We start from the raw sequence: 24270 nt of genomic DNA, 5'->3' as shown, positions 1-24270 counted from the left end.
TCGAATCCCCTGATGCTGGCAACAGCTGGCATCGGAGAGAATCGCGGGCGCGACATGGAGACATTGATGGAGAAGATTTGGCTCAAGAACTACCCAGCCGGCGTGCCGGCGGACATCAATGCGGACCTGTATCCGTCCTTGGTGGATCTGATGGAGGGGGCGTTCAAGAAGTATCCGGAGCAAGCGGCCTACAAGATGCTGGGCCGCGCCATCAGCTTTGGCGAGATCGATGAAGCCTCGCGCGCGCTGGCCGCTTACTTCCAGAGCCTGGGCCTAGAGAAGGGCGACCGTGTCGCGCTGATGATGCCCAATGTGATGCAGTACCCGGTGGCCGTGGCCGCCGTGCTGCGCGCCGGCCTGGTGGTGGTCAATGTCAACCCGCTGTACACACCGCGCGAGTTGGAGCATCAGCTCAAGGATGCCGGCGCCAAGGCCATCGTGATCCTGGAGAACTTTGCCGCCACCTTGCAGCAATGCCTCAATGCGGTGCCGACCAAGCACATTGTGCTGGCCTCGATGGGCGAGATGCTGGGTTTCCCGAAGGGGCTGATCGTCAATTACGTCGTGCGCAAGGTGAAGAAGCTGGTGCCGCCCTACGAGCTGCCCGGCGCCGTGCGCTTCAACGACGCGGTGGCCAAGGGCCGCGGCCTGAGCTACAAGGCACCCAAGGTCGCCCCCGGCGACATCGCGGTGCTGCAGTACACCGGCGGCACGACCGGCGTGTCCAAGGGTGCGGTGCTGCTGCACCGCAATCTGGTGGCCAATACCTTGCAGGCCGAGGCCTGGTATCAGCCGGCGCTGAAGAAAGTGCCGCAGGGCGAGCAGCTGATGAGCGTCTGCGCGTTGCCGCTGTATCACATCTTCGGCTTCACAACGAACATGATGCTGTCCATGCATGTGGGCGGCTGCAACATCCTGATCCCGAATCCGCGCGATCTGCCGGCCGTGTTCAAGGAGTTGTCCAAGCACCGCTTCCACAGCCTACCGGCGGTCAACACCCTGTTCTTGGCAATGGCCAACCATGCCGAGTTCAACACGGTGGACTGGAGCGCTCTGGTGATCTCGGTCGGCGGCGGCATGGCCGTGCAGCAGGCCACGGCCAAACTGTGGCTGGAGAAGACGGGCTGCCCCATCGTCGAGGGCTACGGCCTGTCCGAGACCTCACCGGTGGCCAGCTGCAACCCGACCGACAGCAGCACCTACACCGGCTCGATCGGCCTGCCCCTGCCCAGCACCGAGCTGTGCCTGCTCGACGACGAGGGCAAGGAGGTCGCACCTGGCGCCAGCGGCGAGATCGCGATCCGCGGCCCGCAGGTGATGGCTGGCTACTGGCAGCGCCCCGACGAGACCGCCAAGGTGATGACGGCCGATGGCTTCTTCCGCACCGGCGATATCGGCACGGTGGATGAACGTGGTTTTTTCCGCATCGTTGATCGCAAAAAGGACATGATTTTGGTCAGCGGCTTCAACGTCTATCCGAACGAGATCGAGGATGTGATCACGCAGATGGACGGCGTGCTGGAGGCTGCCGCTGTCGGCGTGCCCGATGCCAAGGCCGGCGAGGCGGTCAAGGTGGTTATCGTCAAGAAAAACCCGGCACTCAGCGAGGCTGATGTGCGTGCCTACTGCGAGGCCAATCTGACCGGCTACAAGCGGCCGAAGGTGGTGGAGTTCCGCACCGAGCTGCCCAAGACTCCGGTCGGCAAAATACTTCGGCGTGAATTACGCGACAAGAAGTGAGTCCGCGCGCAGGTCGCCCCTCGCTCGGGCGGCCATCGCCGCGCTAAGGTCGCGGCGGAGGTAGACACCGATGCTGGACCAGAGCTATATCAAGACCGAGGCGGGCCGTACCGAGATCAAAGCGCGCGCGCTGCCGCTGTCGCGCAGCACCCGCAATCTATTGCTGGTGCTCGATGGCAGCCGCAGCGCCCGGCAATGGCTGGGCATGGTCCAGGGCGTCGGCGAGGCCGATATCGCCTATCTGATCGAGCAAGGGCTGATTGCCCCGGGAGCAGCCGCTGTCGCTAAACAGGCCGCTGCGCCGCAGCCTGTGCCCGCCCCAGCGCCGACGAGTGCCGAAGTTCGGCTCGACTATCAGCAGCTCTACGCCTACCTCAGCAGCCAGGCCACCAAGCAGCTGGGTCTGATGAAGGGCTATGTGTTTGCGCTCGAGGTCGAGCAGTGCCAGGACCTGGCTGAGCTTCAGAAGCTGGCGCAGAGCCTGGTGGAGCGGGTCCAGCAGAGCAAGGGTGAGGGCGCCGCTGCCGAACTGCGCCAGGCGCTGGGCCTGAAGGCCTGAGGAAGGCGGTGACTGCTGGCACACTGGCGGCCCAGGAGTTGTTGCCATGCCCCCGCGTTTCTTTGTCGATCAAGCGCTCGCCACCCCCGGTGAGCTGAGTCTTCCCCCGGCTTGCGCCCGCCATGTGCAGGTCTTGCGCCTGCAGCCCGGCGCGCTCATCACGCTGTTCGACGGCAGCGGTGACGATTGGCAGGCCGAGGTGCTTGCGATGGGTCGTAGCGAGGTGCGGGTGCGCTTGCTCGGCCGCCAGTCGGCGCAGCGCGAGCTTGGGCAAGACGTGACCTTGGCCGTCGTGATGCCTGCCAATGACCGCATGGACGGCCTGGTCGAGAAGGCCACCGAGTTGGGCGCGGCGGGCATACAGCCGCTGATGGGCGAGCGCTCGGTGCTGCGGCTCAGCGCCGAGCGGGCCGAGAAAAAGGTGGCGCACTGGAGCGGCGTGGCGATCGCCGCCTGTGAGCAAAGCGGCCGCAGCCGGCCGCCGCGCATCGCGCCGGTGCGCACGCTGGCGGCCTGGCTGCAAGACCTGAGCCCGCATGATCCGCTGCAGCAACGTCGCTGGCTGCTGAGCCCCGCCTCAGCGCAGCCGCTGGCCGCTCAGGCCGCCGCCCCGCGCACTCTTGTACTGAGCGGGCCGGAAGGCGGGCTTAGCGCGGCCGAGGAGGCCGCGGCGCGCGAGCGCGGTTTTGTCGCGATGAATCTGGGGCCGCGCATCCTGCGGGCCGACACCGCACCGCTGGCGGTGCTGGCCTGGCTGGCGCTGTCCTGAGGCGCAGGCGCCTGCTGAGCGTCGTTTGCCCGGCGTGCTGTTGGCGGCGCTGGCGCTGCCGTAGGCGTTTCAGCCGCTGGAGTCGGTATAGTTGAAGGCCATCGACACGCCCTGGGTCGGCTGTGCCAAGCTGGCTTGTGTCGAGATGGCGGCGATGACCAGGCTCAGCACGGTGCTGGTGATCGGAACGAGGCGGCGGTTCATGAGCGGTCGCCTGGCTGCAGATGTCGGTCGGGTGATTGAGCTGCGGCAGCGTTAGGGGCGCGTTAGCCAGGCGTTGGCACGCGGCCGCGACAAGTCGCTGATTCAGGGGGCAGTGATTCGACGCACCGCCGCGTTGACCCCCTCCCGGGGCCGCCCTAGAGTGTTGGCATGCCGTCGCCATCGTCCCCGCTTCAGGAGCTGCGCTTTACCCACCTGTACTCGGGCACGCGCATCGCGTGGGCCACCAGCGGCCAGGGACCGGTGCTGCTGCGCGCCGCGCATTGGATGACCCATGTGCAGCATGACCATGAATCTCCGATCTGGCGGCCCTGGCTGGAGCGGCTGGGCCGGGAGGTGCAGCTGGTGCGCTATGACGAGCGCGGCTGCGGCTTGTCGGGTCCAGATGACAGCCCGCTGGGGTTGGAGGCGGCGGTAGAAGAACTGGACACTGTCTTCGCTGCGCTGGGCAAGAGCCCGGTGGCCCTGCTGGGCATGTCGGGTGCGGTGGCGCCGGCCCTGGTATTTGCGGCGCGTCACCCGCAGCGGGTCTCGCATCTGCTGCTGCTGGGCGGTTACACCCATGGCCTGCTGCATCGCCACCCTTCGGCAGCCAAGCTCGCGCTGTTCGAGGCCAGCGCCCAGCTCATGGAGTATGGCTGGGGGCAGCGCGATGCGGCCGTCCAGCAGTTCTTCACCGCCCAGATGATTCCCGACGGCAGCCCCGAACAGGCCCGCGCGCTCAATGAGCAGCAGCGCCTGTCCTGCTCGGGCGCACGCGCCGCCGCCATCCTGCGAGCCCGTGTGGCCCTTGATGTGCGCGAGTACCTGCCGCAGCTGCGCTGCCCGACCCTGGTGATGCATTGCGAGGGCGACGGCATGGTGGCGGTGGAGCTGGGGCGCGAGCTGGCGGCAGCGATCCCAGGCGCCCGTTTTGAGAGCCTGCCCTCGCGCAACCATATTCCGCTGGCCGGAGAGCCGGCCTTCGAGCGCTTTTGCGGCCTGGTGGGCGACTTCGTGCGCGACCGCTCGGGCGCGGCGGCCGACCGCGCGTTCACGCCGCGTGAACGCGCGCTGCTGGCCCTCGTAGCCCAGGGCCTGGACAATCTGCAGATTGCCGCCCGTCTAGGCCTGGCCGAGAAGACGGTGCGCAACGGCCTGTCGCAGCTCTACGCCAGCCTGGGCGTCGAGGGGCGTCCGCAGGCTGTGGTGCGCGCGCGAGAGCTGGGCTTCGGCTGAGGCCGGTCGGGACGCTTGTCCCGGTGGGCGGGCCTCGGTGCAGGGGTGTCGGGACGGCGGTCCTCTGTGCGGCGCAGCCGGCGCGGCGCTCAATCAAGGTCCCCTTCAAGGAGACCTGCAATGAAGAAAACGCCTCTTGTCCTGGCCGCCGTGAGCCTGAGCGCGGCCGCCGGCGCCGCCAGCCTGCCCTTCACCGCCAGCTACAACGGGCTCAGCCAGGTGGTGGCCGTGGTCAATCCGGTCGGCCCGGTGCTGAGTTTCGAGACCAAGGCCAGCGGCAGCGGCTCGTTCGATCTGCTGAGCTACTTCTCCGCCGACGTCATCGACATGTCGACCGGCGTGGGCAGCGGCAGCAACCGCTTTGTCGCGGGCAATGGTGACGAGCTCTACGGCAGCTTCAGCGTGCAGGTGATTCCCGGCGCCGAGGCCCATCTGATCGGGCTGACGGGGCTGGCCACCTTCACAGGCGGCACCGGCAGGTTCAACGGTGCCAGCGGCAGCGCCGTGCTGACGGGCAGCGGTGTCTTCACCAGCGCCACCAGTGCGGTGGCGGCGCTTCAATACAGCGGCTCCATCGGTCTGGTGCCGGAGCCGTCGAGCGCCTGGCTGCTGCTGGCCGGCCTGGGCCTGTGCCTGCCCTGGGCTGTGCGCCGTAGCGCTGCTCACTGATCAGCGGGCTTTTCCTTGCGCGCCGAGCCGGCCACCAGCTCGAACTTGAACATGCGGCATTCGATCGGGCCGTTCCACATCGGGATCTTGCGCGACTCCTTGAGCCGCATCTTGCTGGGCAGTTTCATATCGGGGCACAGCAGCCAGGCGGTCCAGCCGGCCGGGTTTTGCGTGTAGGCGCGTTTCCAGTGCGCGGCCAAGCGCGGGAAGAAATCATCGCCGCCATCACGGGCCTCGGAGCCGCCGGCGTCGCGGCTCATCGATTGCACACCGGCCTTGCCGCGCACCTCAATGCGTTCGCCATAGGGTGGGTTCAGCATCACAGTGCCGGGCATGCCCTCCGGCAGCTCGGGCGCGGGGCGCTCCAGCGCGTCGCCGCCGTTGAACTGGATGTACTGGGCAACGCCGGCACGTTCGGCATTGCGGCGCGCGAAGTCCACCATGCGAAAGGCCACATCGCTGCAGAAGATCGGCACGGCCGGCGCATGCTCGCGGTCCTTGGCGGCCTGTTTGATGGCCTGGAAGCGGCCTCGCAGCGGCACAAAAGGCAGCTGGCGCTCGAAGGCGAAGCGGCGCTGCATGCCGGCGGCCATGCCACAGGCAATCTGCGCGGCCTCGACGGCGATGGTGCCCGAGCCGCAGCAGGGGTCGAGCAGCGCGCCGCCGGTCTCGGGCGTGCCCTTCCAGCCGGCAGCCGCCAGCATCGCGGCGGCCAGGGTTTCCTTCAGCGGCGCATCGCCCTTGTCCTCGCGCCAGCCGCGCTTGAACAGCGGCTCGCCGGAGCTGTCCACATAGATGGTCGCGAACTCCGGGCCCACATGCATGATGATGGGCAGGTCGGGGTGGCGGGTGTCGACGCTGGGGCGCTCTCCGGTAGCCTCGCGCATCACATCGCAGATCGCGTCCTTGATACGCAAGGTCGTGAAGTTCAGGCTTTGCAGCGGCGAGCGCTGCGCGACGATATCGACCCGTATCGTGTGGGCCGGCGTGATCCACTGGGTCCAGTCGATCTTGCGTGCCAACGTGTAGAGGTCGTCCTCATGGCGGTAGGGACCGTCAATCAGCTCGATCAGCACGCGCTGCGCCAGTCGGCTCTCCAGATTGAGCTTCATCACGCCGTCGGCATTGCTCTTGACCGCGACGCCGCCGCGCAAGGCCTCGGTGTGGGTCTTGGGCAGGATGGCGCGCACCTCCTGTTCCAGCCAGGGCTCGACGCCGCTGGCGCAGGACAGGAAGAGATGCAGGGTTTCGTTCTGGGACATGGCTCAAGATGCGAGGAAGCAGGGCCGTATTGTCCCCTTTCTGTCTAGGCGGCCTTGCCCACGGCGTTCCAGCCCCCCGCCAGCGCCTCGAACGCGGCCACCGGCAGCGGCCGGCTGAACAAATAGCCCTGAAAGGCATGGCAGCCCAGCTCGGCCAGCAGCGCGCACTGGGCCTCGGTCTCGACGCCCTCGGCGATGACCTGCAGGCCCAGACTGTCGCCGAGCTGGATGACGGTGCGAGCGATCGCGCGGGCGTTCGCCTCGCTGATCAGGTCGCGCACAAAGCTCTGGTCTATCTTCAACTGGTTTAGCGGCAGGCGCTTCAGATAGGCCAGCGAGGAGTAGCCGGTGCCGAAATCGTCCAGCGAGACCGCCAGGCCGAGCCGGCGCAGCTCGTTCATGAGCGCTATCACGGCCTCGACATCGTTGACCAGGGCGCTCTCGGTCAACTCGATCTTGAGCCGCTCGGTCGGCGCGCCGCTGCGTGCCAGCAGCTGCTGCATCAGGCCCAGAAAGCCCTTCTGGCGGAACTGGTGGGCGCTGACATTGACGGCCAGACTAAGGCCGGCCAGAGCCGGCTGGCTGGCCCAGGCGGCCAGCCGGGTGCAGGCCTGCTGCATCACCCATTCGCCCAACGGGCCGATCAGGCCGGTCTGTTCGGCCAGCGGTATGAATACGGCAGGCGAGACATAGCCGCGCGCCGGATGGCGCCAGCGCAGCAGGGTTTCGGCGCCCAGCAGCGCGCCGTCGCGGCCGACCTGGGCCTGGTAGTGCAGCTCCAGCTGTCCGAGCGGCAAGGCCTCGCGCAGGTCGGCCTCCAGCGCGGCACGCTCGGCCAGCGCCGCCTGGGTGAGCGGGTCGAAGAAGCACAGCTGGTTGCGCCCGGCCGCCTTGGCCTGGTACATCGCATGGTCGGCATGCTTGAGCAGGTCTTCGCTGCTGGTATCGCCCGCGCCCCAGATCACTATGCCAATGCTGGGCGTGCTGTGGTGCAGGAGTTCGTCGAGCTGGTAGGGCTGGCCCAGCACGCGCAGCAGCTTTTCGGCGGCCGCCTCCGCATGCAGGGCGGCTACACCGGCGTCCGCGCCGAGGTCCTGCAGCAGCACAACGAACTCGTCACCGCCCCAGCGCGCCACCGAGTCCTGCGCGCGCAGCGCGGCCTGCAGGCGCTGGGCCATGCTTTTGAGCAGTCGGTCGCCCATGCCGTGGCCCAGGGTGTCGTTGAGCGATTTGAAGTTGTCGATGTCGATGAACAGTACCGCGCCATGCCGGCCGCTGCGCTGGCTGGCAGCCAGGCTCTGCGCCAGCCGGTCCAGCAGCAGGCGGCGATTCGGCAGGGTGGTCAGCGGGTCGTAGAAGGCCAGCCGTTCGATCGCAGCCTCGGCGCGCTTGCGATCGGAGATGTCGCGGGCCAGGCCGATGAACAGGGTCTGGCCACGACGCTCGATGCGCGAGACGGCCAAACTCATGGGAAACACCTCGCCGCTCTTGCGCCGGCCGTCGACATCGCGGCCCTGGCCGATCACGCGCGCCGGCCCGCCGGCCAGATATCGCGTCAAATAGTCGTCGTGCCGCCCGCTGTCGGGCTCGGGCATCAGCAGGCTGATATTGCGGCCAATGGCCTCCGCGGCCGGATAGCCGAAGATGCGCTCCGCCGCCGGGTTGAAGGAGGCGATCTGCCCGGTGCTGTCGATCGTGATCACCGCGTCCACCATATGATCAAGGATGGCCTGGGTGTGTTGGGCCTGCTCCTGCAGCTTAAAGGCGGCCTGCTGGGCCGTCGCGAAGATCAGGCGCTGACGGCGCTGCCAAAGCAGCAGCGCCGCTGCCATGCCAAGCGACAGCAGGCCGCCGATCAGCAGCACTGCATGGAGCTGGCGCCGCCAGGGCGCCTCGATGCCTTGGAGTGCCCGCCCGACTGCCACGAGAAGGCCTGCATCGGTGCGCAAGCCGGCCGGGCTGACATGGCGGGCTGCGGCCAGGCGCTCGTCCTGGCTGATCTGGGCGCGCATACGATGCAGGCTGGCGCTTTGGCCGCTGGCCAGATGGCGAGCCAGGATGGAGTCCGGCATGGCCAGCAGATTGCGACCGATCCAGCGCTCATCGGGCGGCGTCATGCTGAACAGCAGGCCGCCGGTATGAGCCAGTGCACTCCAGGTGTCGGGCGACGGCTGTGCGGTCTCCAGCACCAGGCGGAAGTAGTCCGGATCCAGGCTGGCGGTGACCACGCCCTCGAAACGGCCCTGGGCATCAAACAAGGCCCGCGCCAGGGTCAGTGTATGCACGCCCATGACGCTGCGAAACGGCGGTGAGACATAGAGCAGCCCGGGGTCGGGCCGCTGTCGCGGCACGCTGAAGTAGTCGCGCGTCTGAACATCCAGGCCAAGCAGTTGCGGCACCGAGCTGGCTCGCACCCGGCCCTGGGCATCGACCAGCATCAGCACGCGCACGCCGGGCATGGCCCGCGCCAGCGTCTGCAGCAGCGCGGCGCTGTCCAGCGGCAGTTGCTCGGCGCGCCAGCCCTGGCGCTGCACGGCTACGGTGTCCAGCGCCGCCTTGATCGCCAGCATCTGTTGCGAGACGATGCCATCCAGCGTCTGCACCAGCACTTGCAGCTTTTCGCTCTCATGCCGCTGCAGTGCGCTGCGCTCGGTCTGCAGCCACCAGGCCGCTGCGATCCAGGCAAGGCTGGCCGCGACGAGCAGGGCCAGCCATTGGCGGGCGATGTAGGTCGGCGGGCGGAGGGGGGCGAGATCGGTCAAGAGCATGGGCGCGGGTTGGCACAGTAGCCACGAATCGCGTCAACGCTCTTGATTTAAGTCAATAGACGGACTTCGCTTCAGCGCAGGCGTTGGACGCGCGGCGCCTGAGTCCGACCTTCGATCTCCATATAGAAAGCGCCCATGAAGCCGCGCCGTATCGTCACTTTCGGGTTCTCGATGCCGTGGACGCCGCTGCTGTCGTCACTGATCTGCCAGAGCTGGCCATTGGCCAGGCGCAGGGTTTGCTGTGGCCGCCAACCGTCAAAGCGACCCGGGATGTGGCTCTGGATGGCGTCGATCTGTCCCGGCGGCCGTTGAAGGCCGAACTGCTCGGTTGACGCAGCGGGCGCCGGTTTTGCGGTGGCCATCGGGCTGGTATCCGCCAGCGGCAAGGCGTCGTAGCAGGCCAGGCGGGCCTGAGTTTCGTTCAGGCTGCGGCATTGACGAACCGCCGCATCATCGATCGCCAATGCTGAGTTGCACAGCAGGATCAACAGCGCGCTTGTAGTCTGAGCTTTCATGGCCATCCTTATTGCGGAGCTTTCACATCGCCTTGCGCAGATTCGCCGGCGCGATTTTCAGCGCTTCGCGGTACTTGGCGACCGTGCGGCGCGCGACCTGGATGCCTTGCTCTTCGAGCATGTTCGACAGCGCGCTGTCGGACAGCGGCTTGGCCACGTCCTCGGCGGCGACGAACTGCTTGATCAGCGCACGCACCGCCGTGCTGGAGGCATTGCCACCCGCCTCGGTGTTCAGGCCGGAGCCGAAGAAGTACTTCAGCTCAAAGGTGCCGAAGCGGGTTGCCATGTACTTGGCATTCGTCACCCGGGAGATGGTTGACTCGTGAAGTCCCAGCTCGTCGGCGATCTCCCGCAGCACCAGCGGCTTCATCGCCAGCTCGCCATGGGTGAAGAAGCCCTTTTGCCGCTCGACGATGGCCTGCGAGACCCGCAGGATGGTGTCGAAGCGCTGCTGGATGTTTTTGATGAACCAGCGTGCCTCCTGCAGCTGGGCTCCCAGCGGCGAATTGCTGACGCCGCCGCGAGTGGCGCGCAGTGCCTGGGCATAGAGCTCGTTGATACGCAGCTTGGGTGCGACCTCGGGGTTCAGCATCACGCGGAACTCGCGGCCGGCCTTGTGAACGATCACGTCCGGGATCACCGCCTGGGCCTGCCCGCGCGCGAACTGGCGACCGGGCTTGGGCTCCAGACTGGTGATCAGTGCCTGGGCCTCGCGCAGCAAGGCCTCGTCGGCACCGGTCAGCGCCATCAACTTCTTCAAGTCGCGTTTGGCCAGCAGCTCCAGATGCTGCTTGCACACCAGGATGGCCACCACCTGGGCCTCGCTACGCGGCCGCGCGCGCAACTGCAGGATCAGGCACTCGGGCAGGTCGCGGGCGCCGACGCCCAGCGGCTCCAGGCTTTGCAGCCATTTGAGCGCGCAGCGCAGCCGGTCGAGCAGCTCGTCGCGCGCCTCGGCATCGGCCTCGCCGGCCAGCGATTCGACCAGCTCTTCGAGGCTGTCCTCCAGATAGCCGTCCTCATTGAGCGACTCGATCAGCACATAGAGCGCGGCGCGGTCCTCCGGGCTCAGCATCATGCCGGCCAGCTGCTGGTTCAGATGTTCCTGCAGGCTCAGACCCGGCGAATCTTGTTCGGGGCGCTCGCCGTCTTCGTCGCCGCTGCCCGAGCCGCTGTTGCTGGGCAGCTCGCGAATGCCGTCGAAGTCATCGCGCTCGGTGCCGTTTTCCCAGTCTTCGCGCTCGGTGGCGCCGAAGTCCTCGGCCTGGATCTCGGGTGTGGTCTCGGGCTCGCCGGCGCCGCTGTCGGCGCCGATCTCGTCCTGGGCCTTACGGATCTCGGGCAGCTCGGCTGCGGCCGGCGCGTCGGGAAATTCCTCTTCGGTCTCGAGCAGAGGGTTCTGGGCCAGCATCTGCTCGACTTCCTGGTTCAGCTCCAGGGTAGACAGCTGCAGCAAACGGATCGACTGCTGGAGCTGTGGCGTGAGCGCCAGATGCTGGCTGAGGCGGACCTGTAAGCTTTGCTTCATGGGCTCACATTCGGAAATGTTCGCCCAGATAGACCTTGCGCACGTCGGCGTTGTCGACGATCTCGTGCGGCGTGCCCTCGGCCAGCACCGTGCCCTCGCTGATGATGTAGGCGCGGTCGCAGATGCCCAGAGTCTCGCGCACATTGTGGTCGGTGATCAGCACACCGATGCCGCGGCTCTTTAGGAAGCGGATGATGCGCTGGATCTCCAGCACCGCGATCGGATCAACGCCGGCAAAGGGTTCGTCCAGCAAGATGAAGCGTGGCTGGGTGGCCAGCGCGCGGGCGATCTCGACACGACGGCGCTCGCCGCCCGAGAGCGCCGGTGCCGGGCTGTCTCGCAGCTTCTCGATGCTCAGCTCGTCCAGCAGCTTTTCTAGCGCCTCGTTGATGCGGGCGGTCGGCCACGCGCGGCCATTCTCGTCTTGCTGCAACTCCAGCACCGCGCGGATGTTCTCCTCGACAGTCAGCTTGCGAAAGATCGAGGCTTCCTGCGGCAAATAGGACAGGCCCAGGCGCGAGCGCTGGTGGATGGGCAGGCGTTGCACAGCCTGGCCGTCGATGCGGATCTCACCGGCATCGGCGCGCACCAGACCGACAATCATGTAGAAGCTGGTGGTTTTGCCGGCGCCATTGGGGCCGAGCAGGCCGACCACCTCGCCGCTGTGCACATCGAGATGGACGTTCTTGACCACCTTGCGCACACCATAGCTTTTCTGCAGGCCCTCAGCCTCCAGGCGGCTGACGGCGGCGCTGGGTTCCGGGGTCGCGGCCGTCATGAAGGCTTGCGCGGCTGTTGCAAGCCCGGGCTGGTCTGCAGCGGCAGGGCCGGCTCGGAGGCCGCCGGCTCGGAGGCGGCGGCCGCGCGCGGCATCAGCACCATGCGACCGCGGCCGGCAGGATGGGGCGAGGCCTGCCCGCCCTCTATGCTGAAGACCTCGGAGCGGTTGTCGTAGTGGATCACAGCGCCGACCACTTCGTCGGCCACGGTGGCGCCACGCATGCGCCGCACCACAGCATTGCCGACAAAGCGCACGGTGTCAGAGCGACTGTCGTACTCGACCTGGTCGGCCGAGCCCTCAACCGCCTCGCCCGGCACGTCGCGGGCCTGGCGGAAGGTCACCGGCTTGCCGGCCTCGCCGCTGGCATAGGCCTGCTGGTAGCCGTCGCTGGTCTCGCGCACATCCATGCGGGCCGCGCGCATGACCATGCTGCCCTTGCTGAGCACCACGTTGCCACTGAACTCGGTGCGCTGCTTGACGAAGTCGACCCCGCCGCGGTCGTAGTCGATATTGATGGGCTTGTTGCGGTCGGCCTTTTCGGCCTGTGCGGAACCCGCCCAGCCGCCGGTGGCCAGCGCCAGGGCAAGCAGCATCGATCGAAGTAGGACAGGTCTGTTGTTCATGGCGGCACAATTCTTGCAGACCATTCTAGCCCCGGATTGGGGCTGGGGCGGGCTCAGGCCTTGCCGCTGCGCAAACGCTGGATCAGGAAGTCGACCGTGGCCAACGCGCGCTGACCCGATTCGATCTCGCTGACGCGCTGGCCGGCAGAGGCCAGTGCCGGTGAGGTCCAGAAGCGGCCGCCGACGCCCAGAGCCGGCACGCCGTCGATGCGGTAGGCCTCGCTGAGCTTCTCGGCCTGGGTGCATTTGGTCTGCACGCCAAATGAGTTGTAGGCCTGGGTGAACTTGTCCGCCTCGATGCCAAGGGGCGTCAGGAATTCGGTCATGGCCTTGACGCTGTCGAGGGCCTTGCCCTCGCGGTGCATCGCGGCGAAGACGCGGGCGCGTACATCCTTTTCCTTGCCCAGCGCTTCGAGCGCGTAGAACAGGCGCTGGTGCAGCTTCACATTGGCGCGGAAGGCCACATGCACATGGCGGAAGCTGACGTCCGCGGGCAGCTGCTTGACCCAGTCTGCCACCACCGGCTCGAACGCATTGCAGTGCGGGCAGCCGTACCAGAAGAATTCCACCACCTCGATCTTGCCCGGCGTGCCTGCCAGCGGCTGCGCCAGGCGCTGGTAATGCTTGCCCTCTTGCGGTCCGCCCTGGGCCAGACTCAGGCCCGGCACAGCCAGGGCCAGACCAGACAGGCCCAGCTGGGCAGAAAAATCACGACGCTTCATTCTGAAATCCTTTGCGAGGCAGCAGTAACAGACAACGCCCGCATCCTAAGCGAGTTGACTGGTCAGCGCTGGACGCGCACCAGATTTGCCTCGATCCCAGCGGCCTCGACTTTGCGTTGCAGGCCCTCGGCCTCGTCGCGGCCGTCCATCGGCCCGATGCGCACACGAAACACCACGCGGCCCGACTGCTCTCGCTCGTAGACCTTGGCGCTGAAGCCCTGCATCGCCAGCTTGGCGCGCTGCTGCTCGGCATCGTCGGAGCGGGTGTAAGCCCCGGCCTGGACGAAGTAGAGGTAGGCATCGGCGGCACTCGCCGCCTTGGCCGGGGCCGTGGCCGTGGCGGGCGAGGTTGTGATGGGCTTGGCGCTGGCGGCCGGCGCGGCTGCTGTGATCGGGGTGGGGCTGGCGGGCGCGGGCGCGGGCGCTGGCGCTGTGGCGGCAGGCGGCGTCGCCGGTACAGGCGCAGGACTCAGCACGCCGCTGGCCGCCTTGGCGCCGGGACGGGGGCTCAGCGCGGCATTGGGGTCCCAGTTGCGGTTGCGTTCGGCTTCTTGCGCGTCATGGTCGGCCGTGCGTTGCGGCACCTTGTTGATGAAGGGAATCGGTACCTTGGTGATGTAGAGCGCCACACCGAGTGCGATGCCCAGCCCCAGCAAGAGCCCGACAATCAATCCCAGTACAAATCCACCCCGCTGCTGACGCTGCGCTTGAGCTCGGCTCATGAATTCTCCAGAGTTTCACGTGACATCACTTCCGGTGCGCTGACGCCCAGCACGGCCAGCGCATTGCGCAGCACCTGGCGGGTGGCGGCCAGCAATGCGGCGCGGGCGCGGGTCAACTCCGGTGCCTGGTCAAGCACGCGTTCGGCCGCATAGTAGCTATGGAAGGCACCGGCCAGATCTCGCAGATAGAAGGCCACATCGTGCGGCGCCAGGCCCTCGGCCGCGCCGCTGAGCATGCGCGGATAGTCGGCCAGCTTGAGCATCAGCGCGGCCTCGGTCGGCGCCGTCAGCAGGCTCAGATCAGCACCGCCGAGCTGGCTCTCGTCGCCGCCGGCGGCCACCCAGTTGCGGATGATGGAGCAGATGCGGGCGTGGGCGTACTGCACGTAGAACACCGGGTTCTCGTCGTTTTGCTTCAGCGCCAGATCGATGTCGAAGGTGAACTCGGTGTCGGCCTTGCGGCTGGTCAGAAAGAAGCGCACCGCGTCGCGGCTGGTCCAGTCAATCAGGTCGCGCATGGTGACGTAGGAGCCCGCGCGCTTGGAGAGCTTGACTTCCTCGCCGCCGCGCATCACCAGCACCATCTTGTGCAGCACATAGTCGGGGAAGCCCTGCGGAATGCCGACATCGGCAGCCTGCAGGCCGCCGCGCACCCGGGCGATCGTGCCGTGGTGGTCGGTGCCCTGCACATTGATGCACTTGGTGTAGCCGCGCTGGAACTTGTTGATGTGGTATGCCACATCGGGCAGGAAGTAGGTGTAGCTGCCGTCGGACTTGCGCATCACGCGGTCCTTGTCGTCACCGTAGTCGGTGCTGCGCAGCCACAGCGCGCCGCCTTCCTCAAAGGTCTTGCCGGAGGCAAGCAGCTTGGCAACGGTGGCTTCGACAGCGCCGGTTTGATAGAGGCTGGACTCGAGGAAGTAATTGTTGAACTTCAGGCCAAAGGCCTGCAGGTCCAGGTCCTGCTCATGGCGCAGATAGGCGACGGCGAACTGGCGGATGCTCTCCAGGTCTTCGATGTCGCCGGAGGCGGTGAATTCACGGTCATCGGCCTTGACGGTTTTCCTGGCCAGGAAGTCGTCGGCGATGTCCTGGATGTACTCCCCGTTGTAGGCCGACTCGGGCCAGCCGGCATCGCCGGGCTTCAGGCCCTTGAGGCGGCACTGAGTGGAGTTGGCCAGGGTCGCAATCTGCACGCCGGCGTCGTTGTAATAGAACTCGCGGGTGACGTCCCAGCCCTGAGATGCGAACAGGCTGCAGATCGAATCGCCCAGCGCGGCCTGACGTGCATGGCCCAGGTGCAGCGGGCCGGTCGGGTTGGCCGAGACGAACTCCACCATCACATGCTGGCCATTGGCCGGTTGCGCGCCGAAGCCGGCGCCGGCGCTCAGCACCTCGGCGACGACGGCTTGCTTGGCGGCGGCCTTCAGGCGGATATTGATGAAGCCGGGCCCGGCAATCTCAAGCGCGTCCACCCATTGCTGGAAGGCTGCTCGGCGCTGCAAAGCCTCGATCAGGGCTTGCGCGAGTTCGCGCGGATTCTTCTTCAGCGGTCGCGCCAGCTGCATTGCGGCGGTGCAAGCCAGGTCGCCGTGGCTGGCCTGCTTGGGGGACTCGAAAGCGGCGGCCAGTTCGGCGCCGGGGCTCAGTTCTTGGATGGCCTCGCCGAGGGCGGCGAGCAAATCCTGCTTGGCTTGAATCATGGGCGCAATTCTACGGGGCGCGCATATGATGCCCGCCATGGTCACGGACTCCGGCCCCAGCTCTTCTATTCCCGCCGCCCATGCCGACTTGCCGACCTATATCGGCAAGTATCGTGTGTTGCGCCGCCTCGGCGAGGGGGCCACCAGCGATGTCTTCTTGGGCCTGGACGAATTCAAGGCCAAAGAGGTCGCGATCAAGCGGGTGCGCGCCTGGGCGCTAACCAGCCGTGGCGGGCCGGACACGCAGGCCAACCGCTTCTATGCCGCCGAGGCCGCGCTGGCGGGCCGGCTGCAACATCCCAATGTCGTGCAGATCCTGGATGCGGTGCCCGAGCAGGATGCGCCTTATCTGGTGATGGAATATGTGCCGGGCCTGACCCTGAAGAGCTTTTGCCGCAGCGACCGGCTGCTGCCGCTGGATCAGATCGTTGAGCTCGGCTTTAAGTGTGCGATGGCGCTGGACTATGTGTTCCGCCAGGGCGTGATCCACCGCGACGTCAAGCCGGCCAATCTGCTGGCGGTTCTCGACGCGCAGGGCCAAGTCACCGATGTCAAGGTCAGTGACTTCGGCAGCGCGCTGAACCTGCGCTCCGACGCGACCCAGGTGCACCGGGTCGGCTCGCTGGCCTATATGCCGCCCGAGCAGATCGAGGGCGGCGATGTTGATTGCCGCGCCGACATCTACGCGCTCGGTGCCGTGCTGTACCACCTGGTGGCGGGGCGTGCGCCTTTCGATGCGCCCAGCCAGATGGCCTTGATGCACCAGATCTATCACCAGGCACCTCCTTCGCTCGTGGGTCTGCGCGGCGGCGTCACCGTCGAGCTGGATGCGGTGATACAGCGCGCGCTGGCCAAGCAGCCGGCCGATCGCTACCCGGACTGGGACAGCTTCGGCCGTGCGCTCTCGGAGCTGGTGGCGCGCCAACTGGTTCCGCTGGCGCGGCTCTACGAGGTCAAAGACTCCGAGCGTTTCAATCTTTTACGTGAGCTGGAGTTCTTTGCCGACTTCGGCGATGTCGAGCTGTGGGAGGTGGTGCACCGGGCCCGTTGGCGGCGCTTTCCGCTTGAGCATGCGCTCTACAAGCGCGGCCAGGAGGGCAATACCTTCCACATCATTGCCCAGGGCGAGGTCGAGGTGTTTCGCGACGGCGCCAAGGTGGCCACCTTGGGCGCCGGCACTTCGGTCGGAGAGATGGCTTACTTGGCGCCTAACCCCGATCTGCGCCGCCACAGCACCGACATCAAGGTCAGCGAGATCTGTACGACGATCTCGTTCACGCCCGAGTCGCTGGGCTTGCTGAGCCCCGAATGCCAGCATCGATTCGACCGCGCTTTCATCCAGGTGCTGGTGCGTCGTCTGCATGCGGCCCATGAAACCATTGCGCACCCGCGCCGCATTCTGTGATGACCCAGTAAACCGGTGTTGAGTCGCTGGCGTTGCTGTGTTGGAATCCGTCAGGGTCCTCGCCGGATCCGCAACCCATACCCCCACAGGGAAGGAACAGCCCATGAAGTCCATCACCATCATGCTCGGCCTGGCGATCGCCGCCTTCGGTGCCCATGCCGAAGAGAAGGCGGTCACGCCGCAGCAGCAGAAGATGAAGACCTGCAATGCCGATGCGAAGGGGAAGACCGGCGACGAGCGCAAGGCCTTCATGAAGGAATGTCTGTCGGCCAAGCCTACCGCTGCGGCCCAGGGTACGCCTCAGCAGGAGAAAATGAAGACCTGTAATGCCGATGCCAAGGGCAAGACCGGCGATGAGCGCAAGGCCTTCATGAAGGAGTGTCTGAGCGCCAAGGGCTGAGCGATCAGCGCTCCCTACCGGCGGCCCGGGCCCAGTAGCCAGGGTCCCCGTAATTGAGCTTTAGGAAATCTATCCACAGCCGCACCCGCAGCGGCAGGTGCTTACGCTGGGGCACCACCGCGAAGATGCCGTTGGGTGGCGCGGCAAAGTCCTCCAGTACCGCCTGCAGCCGTCCGGCCTTGATGTCGGACTCAACTTCCCAGATGCTGCGCCATGCCAGGCCCAGGCCGGCCAGGCACCAGTCGTGCAGCACCTGGCCATCGCTGCAATCGAGTCGGCCGCTGGGCCGCCAGTGCAGCAACTCGCCGTCCACCATGAAAGCCCAGCCACGCGTCTGGCTGGCGTCCGAGCTCAGGCCCAGGCATTGCTGGCGCGCCAGCTCGGACGGGTGCTGCGGCACGCCGGCGCGCTTCAGATAGCCCGGCGTGGCCACGCACAGGCGCCGGTTGTCGGCCAGACGCATGCTGACCAGGCTGGAGTCGACCAGATCGCCGACCCGCACCGCGCAGTCGAAGCCCTCGCCGGCGATGTCCACCACCCGGTCACTGAGGTTCAGCGAGATGCTCAGTTCCTGATGGCTGGCAAGGAACTCGGGCACCAGTGGCGCCACATGGCGGCGCCCGAAGCCGGCCGGCGCAGTGATGCGTAAATGACCGCTGGCCTTGAGCCCGCCGGCGCTGACGCTGGCCTCGGCATCGGCGAACTCGACCAGCAGGCGCTGGCAGTCCTCCAGAAAAGCGCTGCCCTCGTGCGTCAGGGTGATGCGCCGCGTCGTGCGCACCAAGAGCTTGACCCCCAGCCGCTCCTCCAGCGCATCGATACGCCGCCCCATCACCGCCGGCGCCACCCCCTCGGTCTGGGCGGCCGCCGTGAGGCTGCCCTTGGTGGCCACCAGGGCGAAGGATTCGATCTGCTTGAGGCGGTCCATGACGCCAGGGTAAGTATTTTTTGCGGCTGAATCAACAAAATTGTTTGCTAATTCAGAACTTTTTTAATCGCAATTGAAGTGACGAAGCACACAAGTTCCATGGCGCTTGAACAGTGCGATTCGTCATGGAGCCATTGACCGCTCGGGTTGATGGACTGGCGACTTTGGGCGCTTGTCGCGCATCGACAACAAATGGATGCAATTGGCGGTGCTCAAGAGCTAGGGGTTTTCTCCTGAATTTGCTCTGAAATCCCAGGGAAGAGCGCCGCACAGAGACTCTATTGGGGCGAACCCGAGTCGTTGGGGGTGAAGGGAACGTGAAGACTCCGCATCTCGTGAACGCACAACGCACAAGCGTTTCATCCCTACCCCCAATCGCACCGACCGGCCTAGCCGGGCGGCGCCACCGGCAAGCTTTCATAAGGAGCGCCCATGTTTAAACGCAGTCCCCTCAGCACCGCCGCACTTTTGTGCCTCGGTGCGGCCATGTATGCGCCCGTGCTGGCGCAAGAGACCCTGGAACGGGTCGAGATCACCGGCACGCGCATCAAGACCATCAGCGCGGTCTCGAGCAGTCCTGTGACCTCGATCGGCGTGGCTGAGATCAATTCAAGTCAGCCGGTGGCGATTGAAGAGGTGATCAAGGGATTGCCGGCTGCCGTGCCTGCAATCGGTGCCGCTACCAACAACGGCAGCGGCGGTGGCGCCACCATCGACTTGCGCGGCTTGGGAAGCTACCGCTCGCTGGTCCTGGTGGACGGCCGTCGCATGGTGCCGTTTGACCTGAATGCCCAGGTCGACACCAACTCCATCCCGGTGGCCCTGCTGCGCCGCATTGATCTGGTGACCGGTGGTGCCTCGGCCGTTTATGGCGCCGACGCCGTGTCTGGTGTGGCCAATTTTGTGCTGAACCGCCAGTTCAAGGGCGTTGAGCTCAGCACGACTTATGGCAAGTCCGACCGCGGCGATGCCGGCCGCCGCCGCACTGATCTGACCATGGGCGGCGCCTTCGGCGATGGCCGTGGCAGCATGGTGCTGAGTCTCGGCACAACCAAGACCGATGAGCTGCGTCAAGGCGATCGCTCTATCGGTTCGACTTCGCGTTCCTCGGGTACCGGTTTGCCCCAGGGTTCGCCGACCGGTGTGCCCTCGGCAATCCAGATCGGCTCCATCCTCGGACTGCCGGCCGGAACGCCCAGCCTGGCCGATGTGCAGATTAACCCGGCCACCGGTCGGTTGGATGCACCGTTCAACACCTACAACTTCAACCCGCTGAACTTTTACGTCACGCCGCTGGATCGCATGCAGGCGACGGCGCTCGGCAACTTCGTCATCAATGACCATGCCGAGGTCTATGCCGACCTGTTCTATTCGCGGTCGGATGTGCTGTCGAATTTGGCGCCCAGCGGCAGCTTCCTGAATACCTACCAGGTGCCTATCGGCAACCCCTTCATCCCGGAGACGGCTCGCCAGCAGATCTGCCAGGTGCGCGGCATCGACGCGGCCAACTGCGTGCTGGGCAACACCACAATGGTGCCGATGGCCATCGGCCGTCGCTTCACCGAGCTCGGTCCCCGTATCAATGACTTCAACAACAAGTCCATGCAGGGCACGGTCGGCCTGAAGGGTGCGATCAACGACACCTGGAGTTACGACGCCTATATCTCCAAGGGCGAATCGACCCAGGTGCAGACTCGCGGCAACTGGGGTTCGCTCTCCAAGGTCCGTCAGGCGCTGGATGCGGTCAACACCACGACCTGCCGCAATACTGCCAACGGTTGCGTGCCCCTGAATGTTTTCGGCGCCGAGGGCTCGATCACGCCGGAAATGCTGCGCTTCATCAACCTCAGCGCGATTTTGCAGAGCAAGGTCGAGCAGCAGGTCATGGCCGCCAATGTGTCGGGTGACCTGGGGCGCTTCAAGAGCCCCTGGTCGACCGATCCGATCGGCGTTGCCGCCGGTATCGAGAGCCGTGAGGTCACGGCGTCAAACTTCTCCGACAGCGCGTCCCAGATCCAGGGTGAAGTGCTGGGCACGGGCGCACCGACGCCGGACCGTTCGGGCAAGCTCAAGCTCGACGAGCTGTATGTTGAAGCCAGCATTCCCCTGCTGAAGAACAAGCCGCTGGCCCACAAGTTGGGACTTGAGTTGGGTTATCGACACACTGAGTTCAAGACCACCAACAGCGTTGACTATGGCAGCTGGAAGGTCGGTGGCGACTGGGAGCCGGTGAAGGGCTTCCGCGTCCGCGCGATGCAGCAGCGCGCCACCCGTGCGCCTAACATTAACGAGCTCTATGCGCCGTTGGTGTCGGGTCTGTCGAACCTGGCCACCGATCCCTGCCAGGGCAATCGAATCAATCAGGGCGATGCCAATACCGCAGGCACGCTGTCCAACCTGTGCCGACTGACCGGCGTGCCGCTGGCTTCGGTGGGTAATCTGCCTGCGCCGGCGGCCGGCCAGATCAACAACCGCACCGGCGGCAACCCAACCCTCGGCCCAGAGGAGGCTGACACCACTACGGTTGGCTTCGTGTTCCAGCCCTCGATGGTGGACAACCTGACCTTGTCGCTGGACTACTACAAGATCAACCTGAAGAAGGCGGTCTCCAGCCCTAGCGTCACCGACATCCTGACAGACTGCTATGACCCGTCCCGCAACACCGGCCTGGCACTGAACGCCGCCTGCCAACTGGTGCTGCGTGGCCCGCTGGGGACCTTCAACGGCGCAGACTCTCCCGGCGTCGTGACGCCCCAGTCGAATCTGGGCAAGCTGTGGACCGCAGGTGTCGACATCGGCGTCAGCTATCTGGTGGATCTGCGCAAGCTCGGTGCTGACCCGAAGTGGGGCAAGGTCGACATCGGCTTGAATGCCAATATCGCCGAGAAGCACGCCATCCAGCCGACACCGGCTTCGGTCAAGCGTGACTGCCTGGGCTATTACTCGATCGCCTGCGGCAACTTGAACGGTACGGCCTCGGGCTTTATGCCTAAGTCGAAGTTCACCCAGCGCGCCACCTGGATGTTTGGCGACTGGACTCTGGGCTACAACTGGCGGCGTATCGGCAAGATGCTTGAGGAGCCGGGCGGCACGAACTTCCTGCCGGCCTACTCCAAGATCAAGGCCTACAACTATGTGGACCTGTCTGCAGCCTGGAATGTGCACAAGAACCTGCGCTTGAACCTGAGCGTCAACAACGCGTTTGATGAGAAGGCGCCCGAGGTGGGCAACACCATCGGCACGACCACGGCCAATAGCGGTAACACCTTCCCGCAGGTCTACGACGTCGTCGGACGTTACATCACGGTGGGCGCGACTCTGAAGTTCTGAGCCGGCAGCACATGCCTCCTAGCAAAGCGGGCCTTCGGGCCCGCTTTTTTTGTTTGTGCGGCGGGCGCAAAGATCTTGTGTCCTGTCCATATCGAATCTTGGCGAAGCAAGCCCTACAGTTTCTTCCAGAATGGCGGGCGCTCCGGCAGCTGCCAACACCCATCGTCACCAACCTTCATCGGGCCTCGCCATGAGTACTTCCTATACCGCCGTTCATCGCCTTCAGATCGCGACCTCGCTGCACCGCTTCATCGAACAGCAGGTCTTGCCTGACACGGGTATCGCAAGCGCTACCTTCTGGGCCGGCTTCGATGCCATCGCCCATGATCTGGCGCCCAAGAATGCCGCGCTGCTGGCCGAGCGCGACCGTCTGCAGATCGAGCTCGACACCTGGCATCGCGCCCACCCAGGGCCAATCACCGACATGCCGGCTTACCGTGCGTTTCTGGAGCGCATCGGCTATCTGGTTCCGCTGCCCAGTGCAGTGCGCGTCAGCACCTCGAATGTCGATGCCGAACTGGCCCAGCAGGCTGGCCCGCAGCTGGTTGTGCCGATCCTCAATGCCCGGTATGCGCTGAACGCGGCCAATGCGCGCTGGGGCTCGCTGTATGACGCGCTCTACGGCACCGATGCGATCTCGCAGGCCGATGGTGCCGAGAGGGCCGGCACCTATAACCCGGTGCGCGGCGCCAAGGTGATCGCCTTTGCCCGCCAGGTGCTTGACCAGGCGGCGCCGCTGGCTGGTGCCTCGCACAAGGACGCGGTCGGCTACCGGGTCGAGGGCGGCCGCCTGGTGGTGGCCTTGCTTGGTGGTTCGGCCACGGGTCTCGCGGATGTGGCCCAGTTCGTCGGCTATCAGGGTGACGCGGCCGCGCCCTCGTCGGTGCTCCTGGTCCACAACGGGCTGCATCTGGATCTCCAGATCGACCGCAGCACGCCGATCGGCGCCAGCGACGCCGCCGGTATCAGCGATTTGGTGCTCGAAGCGGCCTTGTCCACCATTCTTGATCTGGAAGACTCGATCGCCGCGGTCGACGCCGAGGACAAGCTGCTGGCTTATAGCAACTGGCTGGGCATTCAGCAGGGCACTTTGGCCGAAGAGCTCAGCAAGGGGGGCAAGACTTTCACGCGCCGCCTGAATCCGGACCGCAAGTACAGCGGCCCTAACGGCGGCGAAGTCGTGCTGCATGGACGCTCCTTGATGTTCGTGCGCAATGTCGGTCATCTGATGACGAATCCGGCCATCCTTCTGGACGGCGGCGCCGAGATTCCCGAGGGCATCATGGACGCGGTCATCACGGTGACGATAGCGCTGCACGATCTGAAGAGGCGCGGCAACTCGCGCGCCGGCTCGATCTATATCGTCAAGCCCAAGATGCACGGCCCGGCCGAGGTGGCGTTCGCGGCCGAGTTGTTCGGCCGCGTCGAGCGGCTGCTGGGTCTGCCCGACAGCACAGTCAAGCTGGGTATCATGGACGAGGAGCGCCGCACCAGCGTCAATCTGAAGGCCTGCATCGCCGCGGCCTCCAGCCGCGTGGCCTTCATCAACACCGGCTTCCTGGACCGCACAGGGGACGAGATGCACACCGCGATGCTGGCGGGGCCGATGCTGCGCAAGGGTGATATGAAAAGCAGTGCCTGGATCCAGGCCTACGAGCGCAGCAATGTACTGACTGGCCTGTCCTGCGGCTTGCGCGGCCGGGCCCAGATCGGCAAGGGCATGTGGGCCATGCCAGATCTGATGGCGGCGATGCTGGAACAAAAGATCGCCCACCCCAAGGCCGGCGCCAACACCGCCTGGGTGCCGTCGCCGACCGCAGCGACCCTTCATGCGCTGCACTACCACCAGGTCAGCGTCGCGGCTGTGCAACTGGAGCTGGAGAAGATCGATGCTGACGGCGAGCGCGAGGAGATCCTGAACAAGCTGCTGAGCATTCCCGTCGTGGCCGAGGCCAGCTGGAGCGCCGCCGAGCGCCAGCAGGAACTGGACAACAACGTGCAGGGCATCCTGGGCTACGTGGTGCGCTGGATCGACCAGGGTGTGGGTTGCTCCAAGGTGCCTGACATCCACAATGTTGGCCTGATGGAAGACCGCGCCACGCTGCGAATCTCCAGCCAGCACATCGCCAACTGGCTGCACCACGGCGTGGTCAGCGAGGCGCAGGTGCGTGAGACCTTCGCGCGCATGGCCGCAGTGGTGGATGGCCAGAACGCCGGCGACGCTGCCTACAAGAGCCTGGTCGCCCACCCGCAAGGCGCGGCCTTCCAGGCGGCGCTGGATCTGGTCTTCAAGGGCAAGGAGCAGCCGAGCGGGTATACGGAGCCGCTGTTGCACGCGTGGCGCTTAAAGGTGAAAGAGCGCGCTTGATTGTGGTGGAGTAAGTCGCTCCCTTCCTGTGCATGGCC

The 24270-nt window shown here is 65.9% G+C and carries 20 protein-coding genes; 9 read left to right on the top strand and 11 right to left on the bottom strand.

Annotated features, from left to right (window positions below; genetic code table 11):
- The first annotated feature begins 66 nt into the window (after nt 1-66).
- From OOZ63_RS19780 to OOZ63_RS19770, 3 genes are all read left to right on the top strand, one after another.
- Nucleotides 67-1740 (top strand): long-chain-fatty-acid--CoA ligase, encoded by a 1674-nt coding sequence (locus tag OOZ63_RS19780; RefSeq protein WP_266007320.1) that lies wholly within the window; start codon nt 67-69, stop codon nt 1738-1740.
- 70 nt (nt 1741-1810) lie between these two features.
- Nucleotides 1811-2299, top strand: coding sequence for a hypothetical protein (locus OOZ63_RS19775; RefSeq protein ID WP_266007319.1), 489 nt, complete (start codon nt 1811-1813; stop codon nt 2297-2299).
- 46 nt (nt 2300-2345) lie between these two features.
- Nucleotides 2346-3068 carry a 16S rRNA (uracil(1498)-N(3))-methyltransferase gene (locus OOZ63_RS19770; RefSeq protein WP_266007318.1) on the top strand — a complete coding sequence of 241 codons (723 nt, stop codon included), beginning with the start codon at nt 2346-2348 and terminating at the stop codon, nt 3066-3068.
- 69 nt (nt 3069-3137) lie between these two features.
- Here OOZ63_RS19770 and OOZ63_RS19765 read toward each other — a convergent pair whose 3' ends face one another.
- Nucleotides 3138-3272, bottom strand: a complete 135-nt coding sequence (locus tag OOZ63_RS19765) for a hypothetical protein (RefSeq protein WP_266007317.1) — start codon at nt 3270-3272, stop codon at nt 3138-3140.
- Between the two features lie 168 nt (nt 3273-3440).
- On the opposite strand from OOZ63_RS19765, the gene OOZ63_RS19760 reads away from it, so the two are divergent.
- Entirely contained in the window at nt 3441-4508 is a 1068-nt protein-coding gene (locus OOZ63_RS19760) for an alpha/beta fold hydrolase (RefSeq protein ID WP_266007316.1), read from the top strand.
- A gap of 120 nt (nt 4509-4628) precedes the next feature.
- Nucleotides 4629-5177 carry a PEP-CTERM sorting domain-containing protein gene (locus OOZ63_RS19755; RefSeq protein ID WP_266007315.1) on the top strand — a complete coding sequence of 183 codons (549 nt, stop codon included), beginning with the start codon at nt 4629-4631 and terminating at the stop codon, nt 5175-5177.
- Here OOZ63_RS19755 and OOZ63_RS19750 read toward each other — a convergent pair.
- The 9 genes from OOZ63_RS19750 to argS form a co-directional block, all read right to left on the bottom strand.
- On the bottom strand, nt 5171-6439 hold the full coding sequence (locus OOZ63_RS19750) for a THUMP domain-containing class I SAM-dependent RNA methyltransferase (protein WP_266007314.1): 1269 nt from the start codon (nt 6437-6439) through the stop codon (nt 5171-5173). The genes OOZ63_RS19755 and OOZ63_RS19750 overlap by 7 nt on opposite strands.
- 44 nt (nt 6440-6483) lie before the next feature.
- Nucleotides 6484-9207: an EAL domain-containing protein gene (locus OOZ63_RS19745; protein ID WP_266007313.1), complete on the bottom strand. Its 2724-nt coding sequence runs from the start codon at nt 9205-9207 to the stop codon at nt 6484-6486.
- A 71-nt stretch (nt 9208-9278) separates the two neighbouring features.
- On the bottom strand, nt 9279-9722 hold the full coding sequence (locus OOZ63_RS19740) for a hypothetical protein (protein ID WP_266007312.1): 444 nt from the start codon (nt 9720-9722) through the stop codon (nt 9279-9281).
- Nucleotides 9723-9744: 22 nt separating this feature from the next.
- Nucleotides 9745-11250 carry an RNA polymerase factor sigma-54 gene (locus tag OOZ63_RS19735; protein WP_266007311.1) on the bottom strand — a complete coding sequence of 502 codons (1506 nt, stop codon included), beginning with the start codon at nt 11248-11250 and terminating at the stop codon, nt 9745-9747.
- A gap of 4 nt (nt 11251-11254) precedes the next feature.
- Entirely contained in the window at nt 11255-12028 is a 774-nt protein-coding gene (gene lptB / locus OOZ63_RS19730; protein WP_266007310.1) for an LPS export ABC transporter ATP-binding protein, read from the bottom strand.
- Nucleotides 12025-12624, bottom strand: a complete 600-nt coding sequence (gene lptA / locus OOZ63_RS19725) for a lipopolysaccharide transport periplasmic protein LptA (protein ID WP_266007309.1) — start codon at nt 12622-12624, stop codon at nt 12025-12027. Before lptA ends, lptB begins: the two co-directional genes overlap by 4 nt.
- A gap of 83 nt (nt 12625-12707) precedes the next feature.
- Nucleotides 12708-13376 (bottom strand): thiol:disulfide interchange protein DsbA/DsbL, encoded by a 669-nt coding sequence (locus OOZ63_RS19720; protein WP_266007308.1) that lies wholly within the window; start codon nt 13374-13376, stop codon nt 12708-12710.
- A gap of 62 nt (nt 13377-13438) precedes the next feature.
- Nucleotides 13439-14098 (bottom strand): SPOR domain-containing protein, encoded by a 660-nt coding sequence (locus OOZ63_RS19715; RefSeq protein WP_266007307.1) that lies wholly within the window; start codon nt 14096-14098, stop codon nt 13439-13441.
- On the bottom strand, nt 14095-15801 hold the full coding sequence (gene argS, locus OOZ63_RS19710) for an arginine--tRNA ligase (RefSeq protein ID WP_266007306.1): 1707 nt from the start codon (nt 15799-15801) through the stop codon (nt 14095-14097). The genes OOZ63_RS19715 and argS overlap by 4 nt, the downstream gene beginning before the upstream one ends.
- 37 nt (nt 15802-15838) lie before the next feature.
- On the opposite strand from argS, the gene OOZ63_RS19705 reads away from it, so the two are divergent.
- On the top strand, nt 15839-17206 hold the full coding sequence (locus OOZ63_RS19705; protein ID WP_266007305.1) for a serine/threonine-protein kinase: 1368 nt from the start codon (nt 15839-15841) through the stop codon (nt 17204-17206).
- 103 nt (nt 17207-17309) lie between these two features.
- A complete protein-coding gene (locus OOZ63_RS19700; RefSeq protein WP_416234763.1) occupies nt 17310-17606 on the top strand; it encodes a PsiF family protein in 297 nt (98 codons plus the stop codon).
- Between the two features lie 4 nt (nt 17607-17610).
- Here OOZ63_RS19700 and OOZ63_RS19695 read toward each other — a convergent pair whose 3' ends face one another.
- Nucleotides 17611-18534, bottom strand: a complete 924-nt coding sequence (locus tag OOZ63_RS19695) for a LysR family transcriptional regulator (protein ID WP_266007304.1) — start codon at nt 18532-18534, stop codon at nt 17611-17613.
- Between the two features lie 432 nt (nt 18535-18966).
- Here OOZ63_RS19695 and OOZ63_RS19690 point away from each other — a divergent pair, with 432 nt between their 5' ends.
- Nucleotides 18967-21864 (top strand): TonB-dependent receptor domain-containing protein, encoded by a 2898-nt coding sequence (locus OOZ63_RS19690; protein WP_266007303.1) that lies wholly within the window; start codon nt 18967-18969, stop codon nt 21862-21864.
- Between the two features lie 190 nt (nt 21865-22054).
- Complete coding sequence (locus OOZ63_RS19685; protein ID WP_266007302.1) at nt 22055-24232, top strand: malate synthase G; 2178 nt, start codon at nt 22055-22057, stop codon at nt 24230-24232.
- Nucleotides 24233-24270 lie beyond the last annotated feature (38 nt).

This window comes from Paucibacter sp. PLA-PC-4 (assembly GCF_026241155.1).
Taxonomy (GTDB): Bacteria; Pseudomonadota; Gammaproteobacteria; order Burkholderiales; family Burkholderiaceae_C; genus Roseateles_E.
Note: the sequence above shows the minus strand (reverse complement) of the source record. Positions and strands in the feature narration are given on the sequence as shown.

Coding starts and splice junctions, on each gene's coding strand:
- OOZ63_RS19720 (WP_266007308.1), bottom strand. CDS start 13,376: ATGAAGCGTCGTGATTTTTCTGCCCAGCTGGGCCTGTCTGGTCTGGCC.
- OOZ63_RS19775 (WP_266007319.1), top strand. CDS start 1,811: ATGCTGGACCAGAGCTATATCAAGACCGAGGCGGGCCGTACCGAGATC.
- lptB (WP_266007310.1), bottom strand. CDS start 12,028: ATGACGGCCGCGACCCCGGAACCCAGCGCCGCCGTCAGCCGCCTGGAG.
- OOZ63_RS19780 (WP_266007320.1), top strand. CDS start 67: ATGGAGAAGATTTGGCTCAAGAACTACCCAGCCGGCGTGCCGGCGGAC.
- lptA (WP_266007309.1), bottom strand. CDS start 12,624: ATGCTGCTTGCCCTGGCGCTGGCCACCGGCGGCTGGGCGGGTTCCGCA.
- OOZ63_RS19700 (WP_416234763.1), top strand. CDS start 17,310: ATGAAGTCCATCACCATCATGCTCGGCCTGGCGATCGCCGCCTTCGGT.
- OOZ63_RS19760 (WP_266007316.1), top strand. CDS start 3,441: ATGCCGTCGCCATCGTCCCCGCTTCAGGAGCTGCGCTTTACCCACCTG.
- OOZ63_RS19715 (WP_266007307.1), bottom strand. CDS start 14,098: ATGAGCCGAGCTCAAGCGCAGCGTCAGCAGCGGGGTGGATTTGTACTG.
- OOZ63_RS19745 (WP_266007313.1), bottom strand. CDS start 9,207: ATGCTCTTGACCGATCTCGCCCCCCTCCGCCCGCCGACCTACATCGCC.
- OOZ63_RS19740 (WP_266007312.1), bottom strand. CDS start 9,722: ATGAAAGCTCAGACTACAAGCGCGCTGTTGATCCTGCTGTGCAACTCA.
- OOZ63_RS19735 (WP_266007311.1), bottom strand. CDS start 11,250: ATGAAGCAAAGCTTACAGGTCCGCCTCAGCCAGCATCTGGCGCTCACG.
- OOZ63_RS19750 (WP_266007314.1), bottom strand. CDS start 6,439: ATGTCCCAGAACGAAACCCTGCATCTCTTCCTGTCCTGCGCCAGCGGC.
- OOZ63_RS19765 (WP_266007317.1), bottom strand. CDS start 3,272: ATGAACCGCCGCCTCGTTCCGATCACCAGCACCGTGCTGAGCCTGGTC.
- OOZ63_RS19755 (WP_266007315.1), top strand. CDS start 4,629: ATGAAGAAAACGCCTCTTGTCCTGGCCGCCGTGAGCCTGAGCGCGGCC.
- OOZ63_RS19690 (WP_266007303.1), top strand. CDS start 18,967: ATGTTTAAACGCAGTCCCCTCAGCACCGCCGCACTTTTGTGCCTCGGT.
- argS (WP_266007306.1), bottom strand. CDS start 15,801: ATGATTCAAGCCAAGCAGGATTTGCTCGCCGCCCTCGGCGAGGCCATC.
- OOZ63_RS19770 (WP_266007318.1), top strand. CDS start 2,346: ATGCCCCCGCGTTTCTTTGTCGATCAAGCGCTCGCCACCCCCGGTGAG.
- OOZ63_RS19685 (WP_266007302.1), top strand. CDS start 22,055: ATGAGTACTTCCTATACCGCCGTTCATCGCCTTCAGATCGCGACCTCG.
- OOZ63_RS19705 (WP_266007305.1), top strand. CDS start 15,839: ATGGTCACGGACTCCGGCCCCAGCTCTTCTATTCCCGCCGCCCATGCC.
- OOZ63_RS19695 (WP_266007304.1), bottom strand. CDS start 18,534: ATGGACCGCCTCAAGCAGATCGAATCCTTCGCCCTGGTGGCCACCAAG.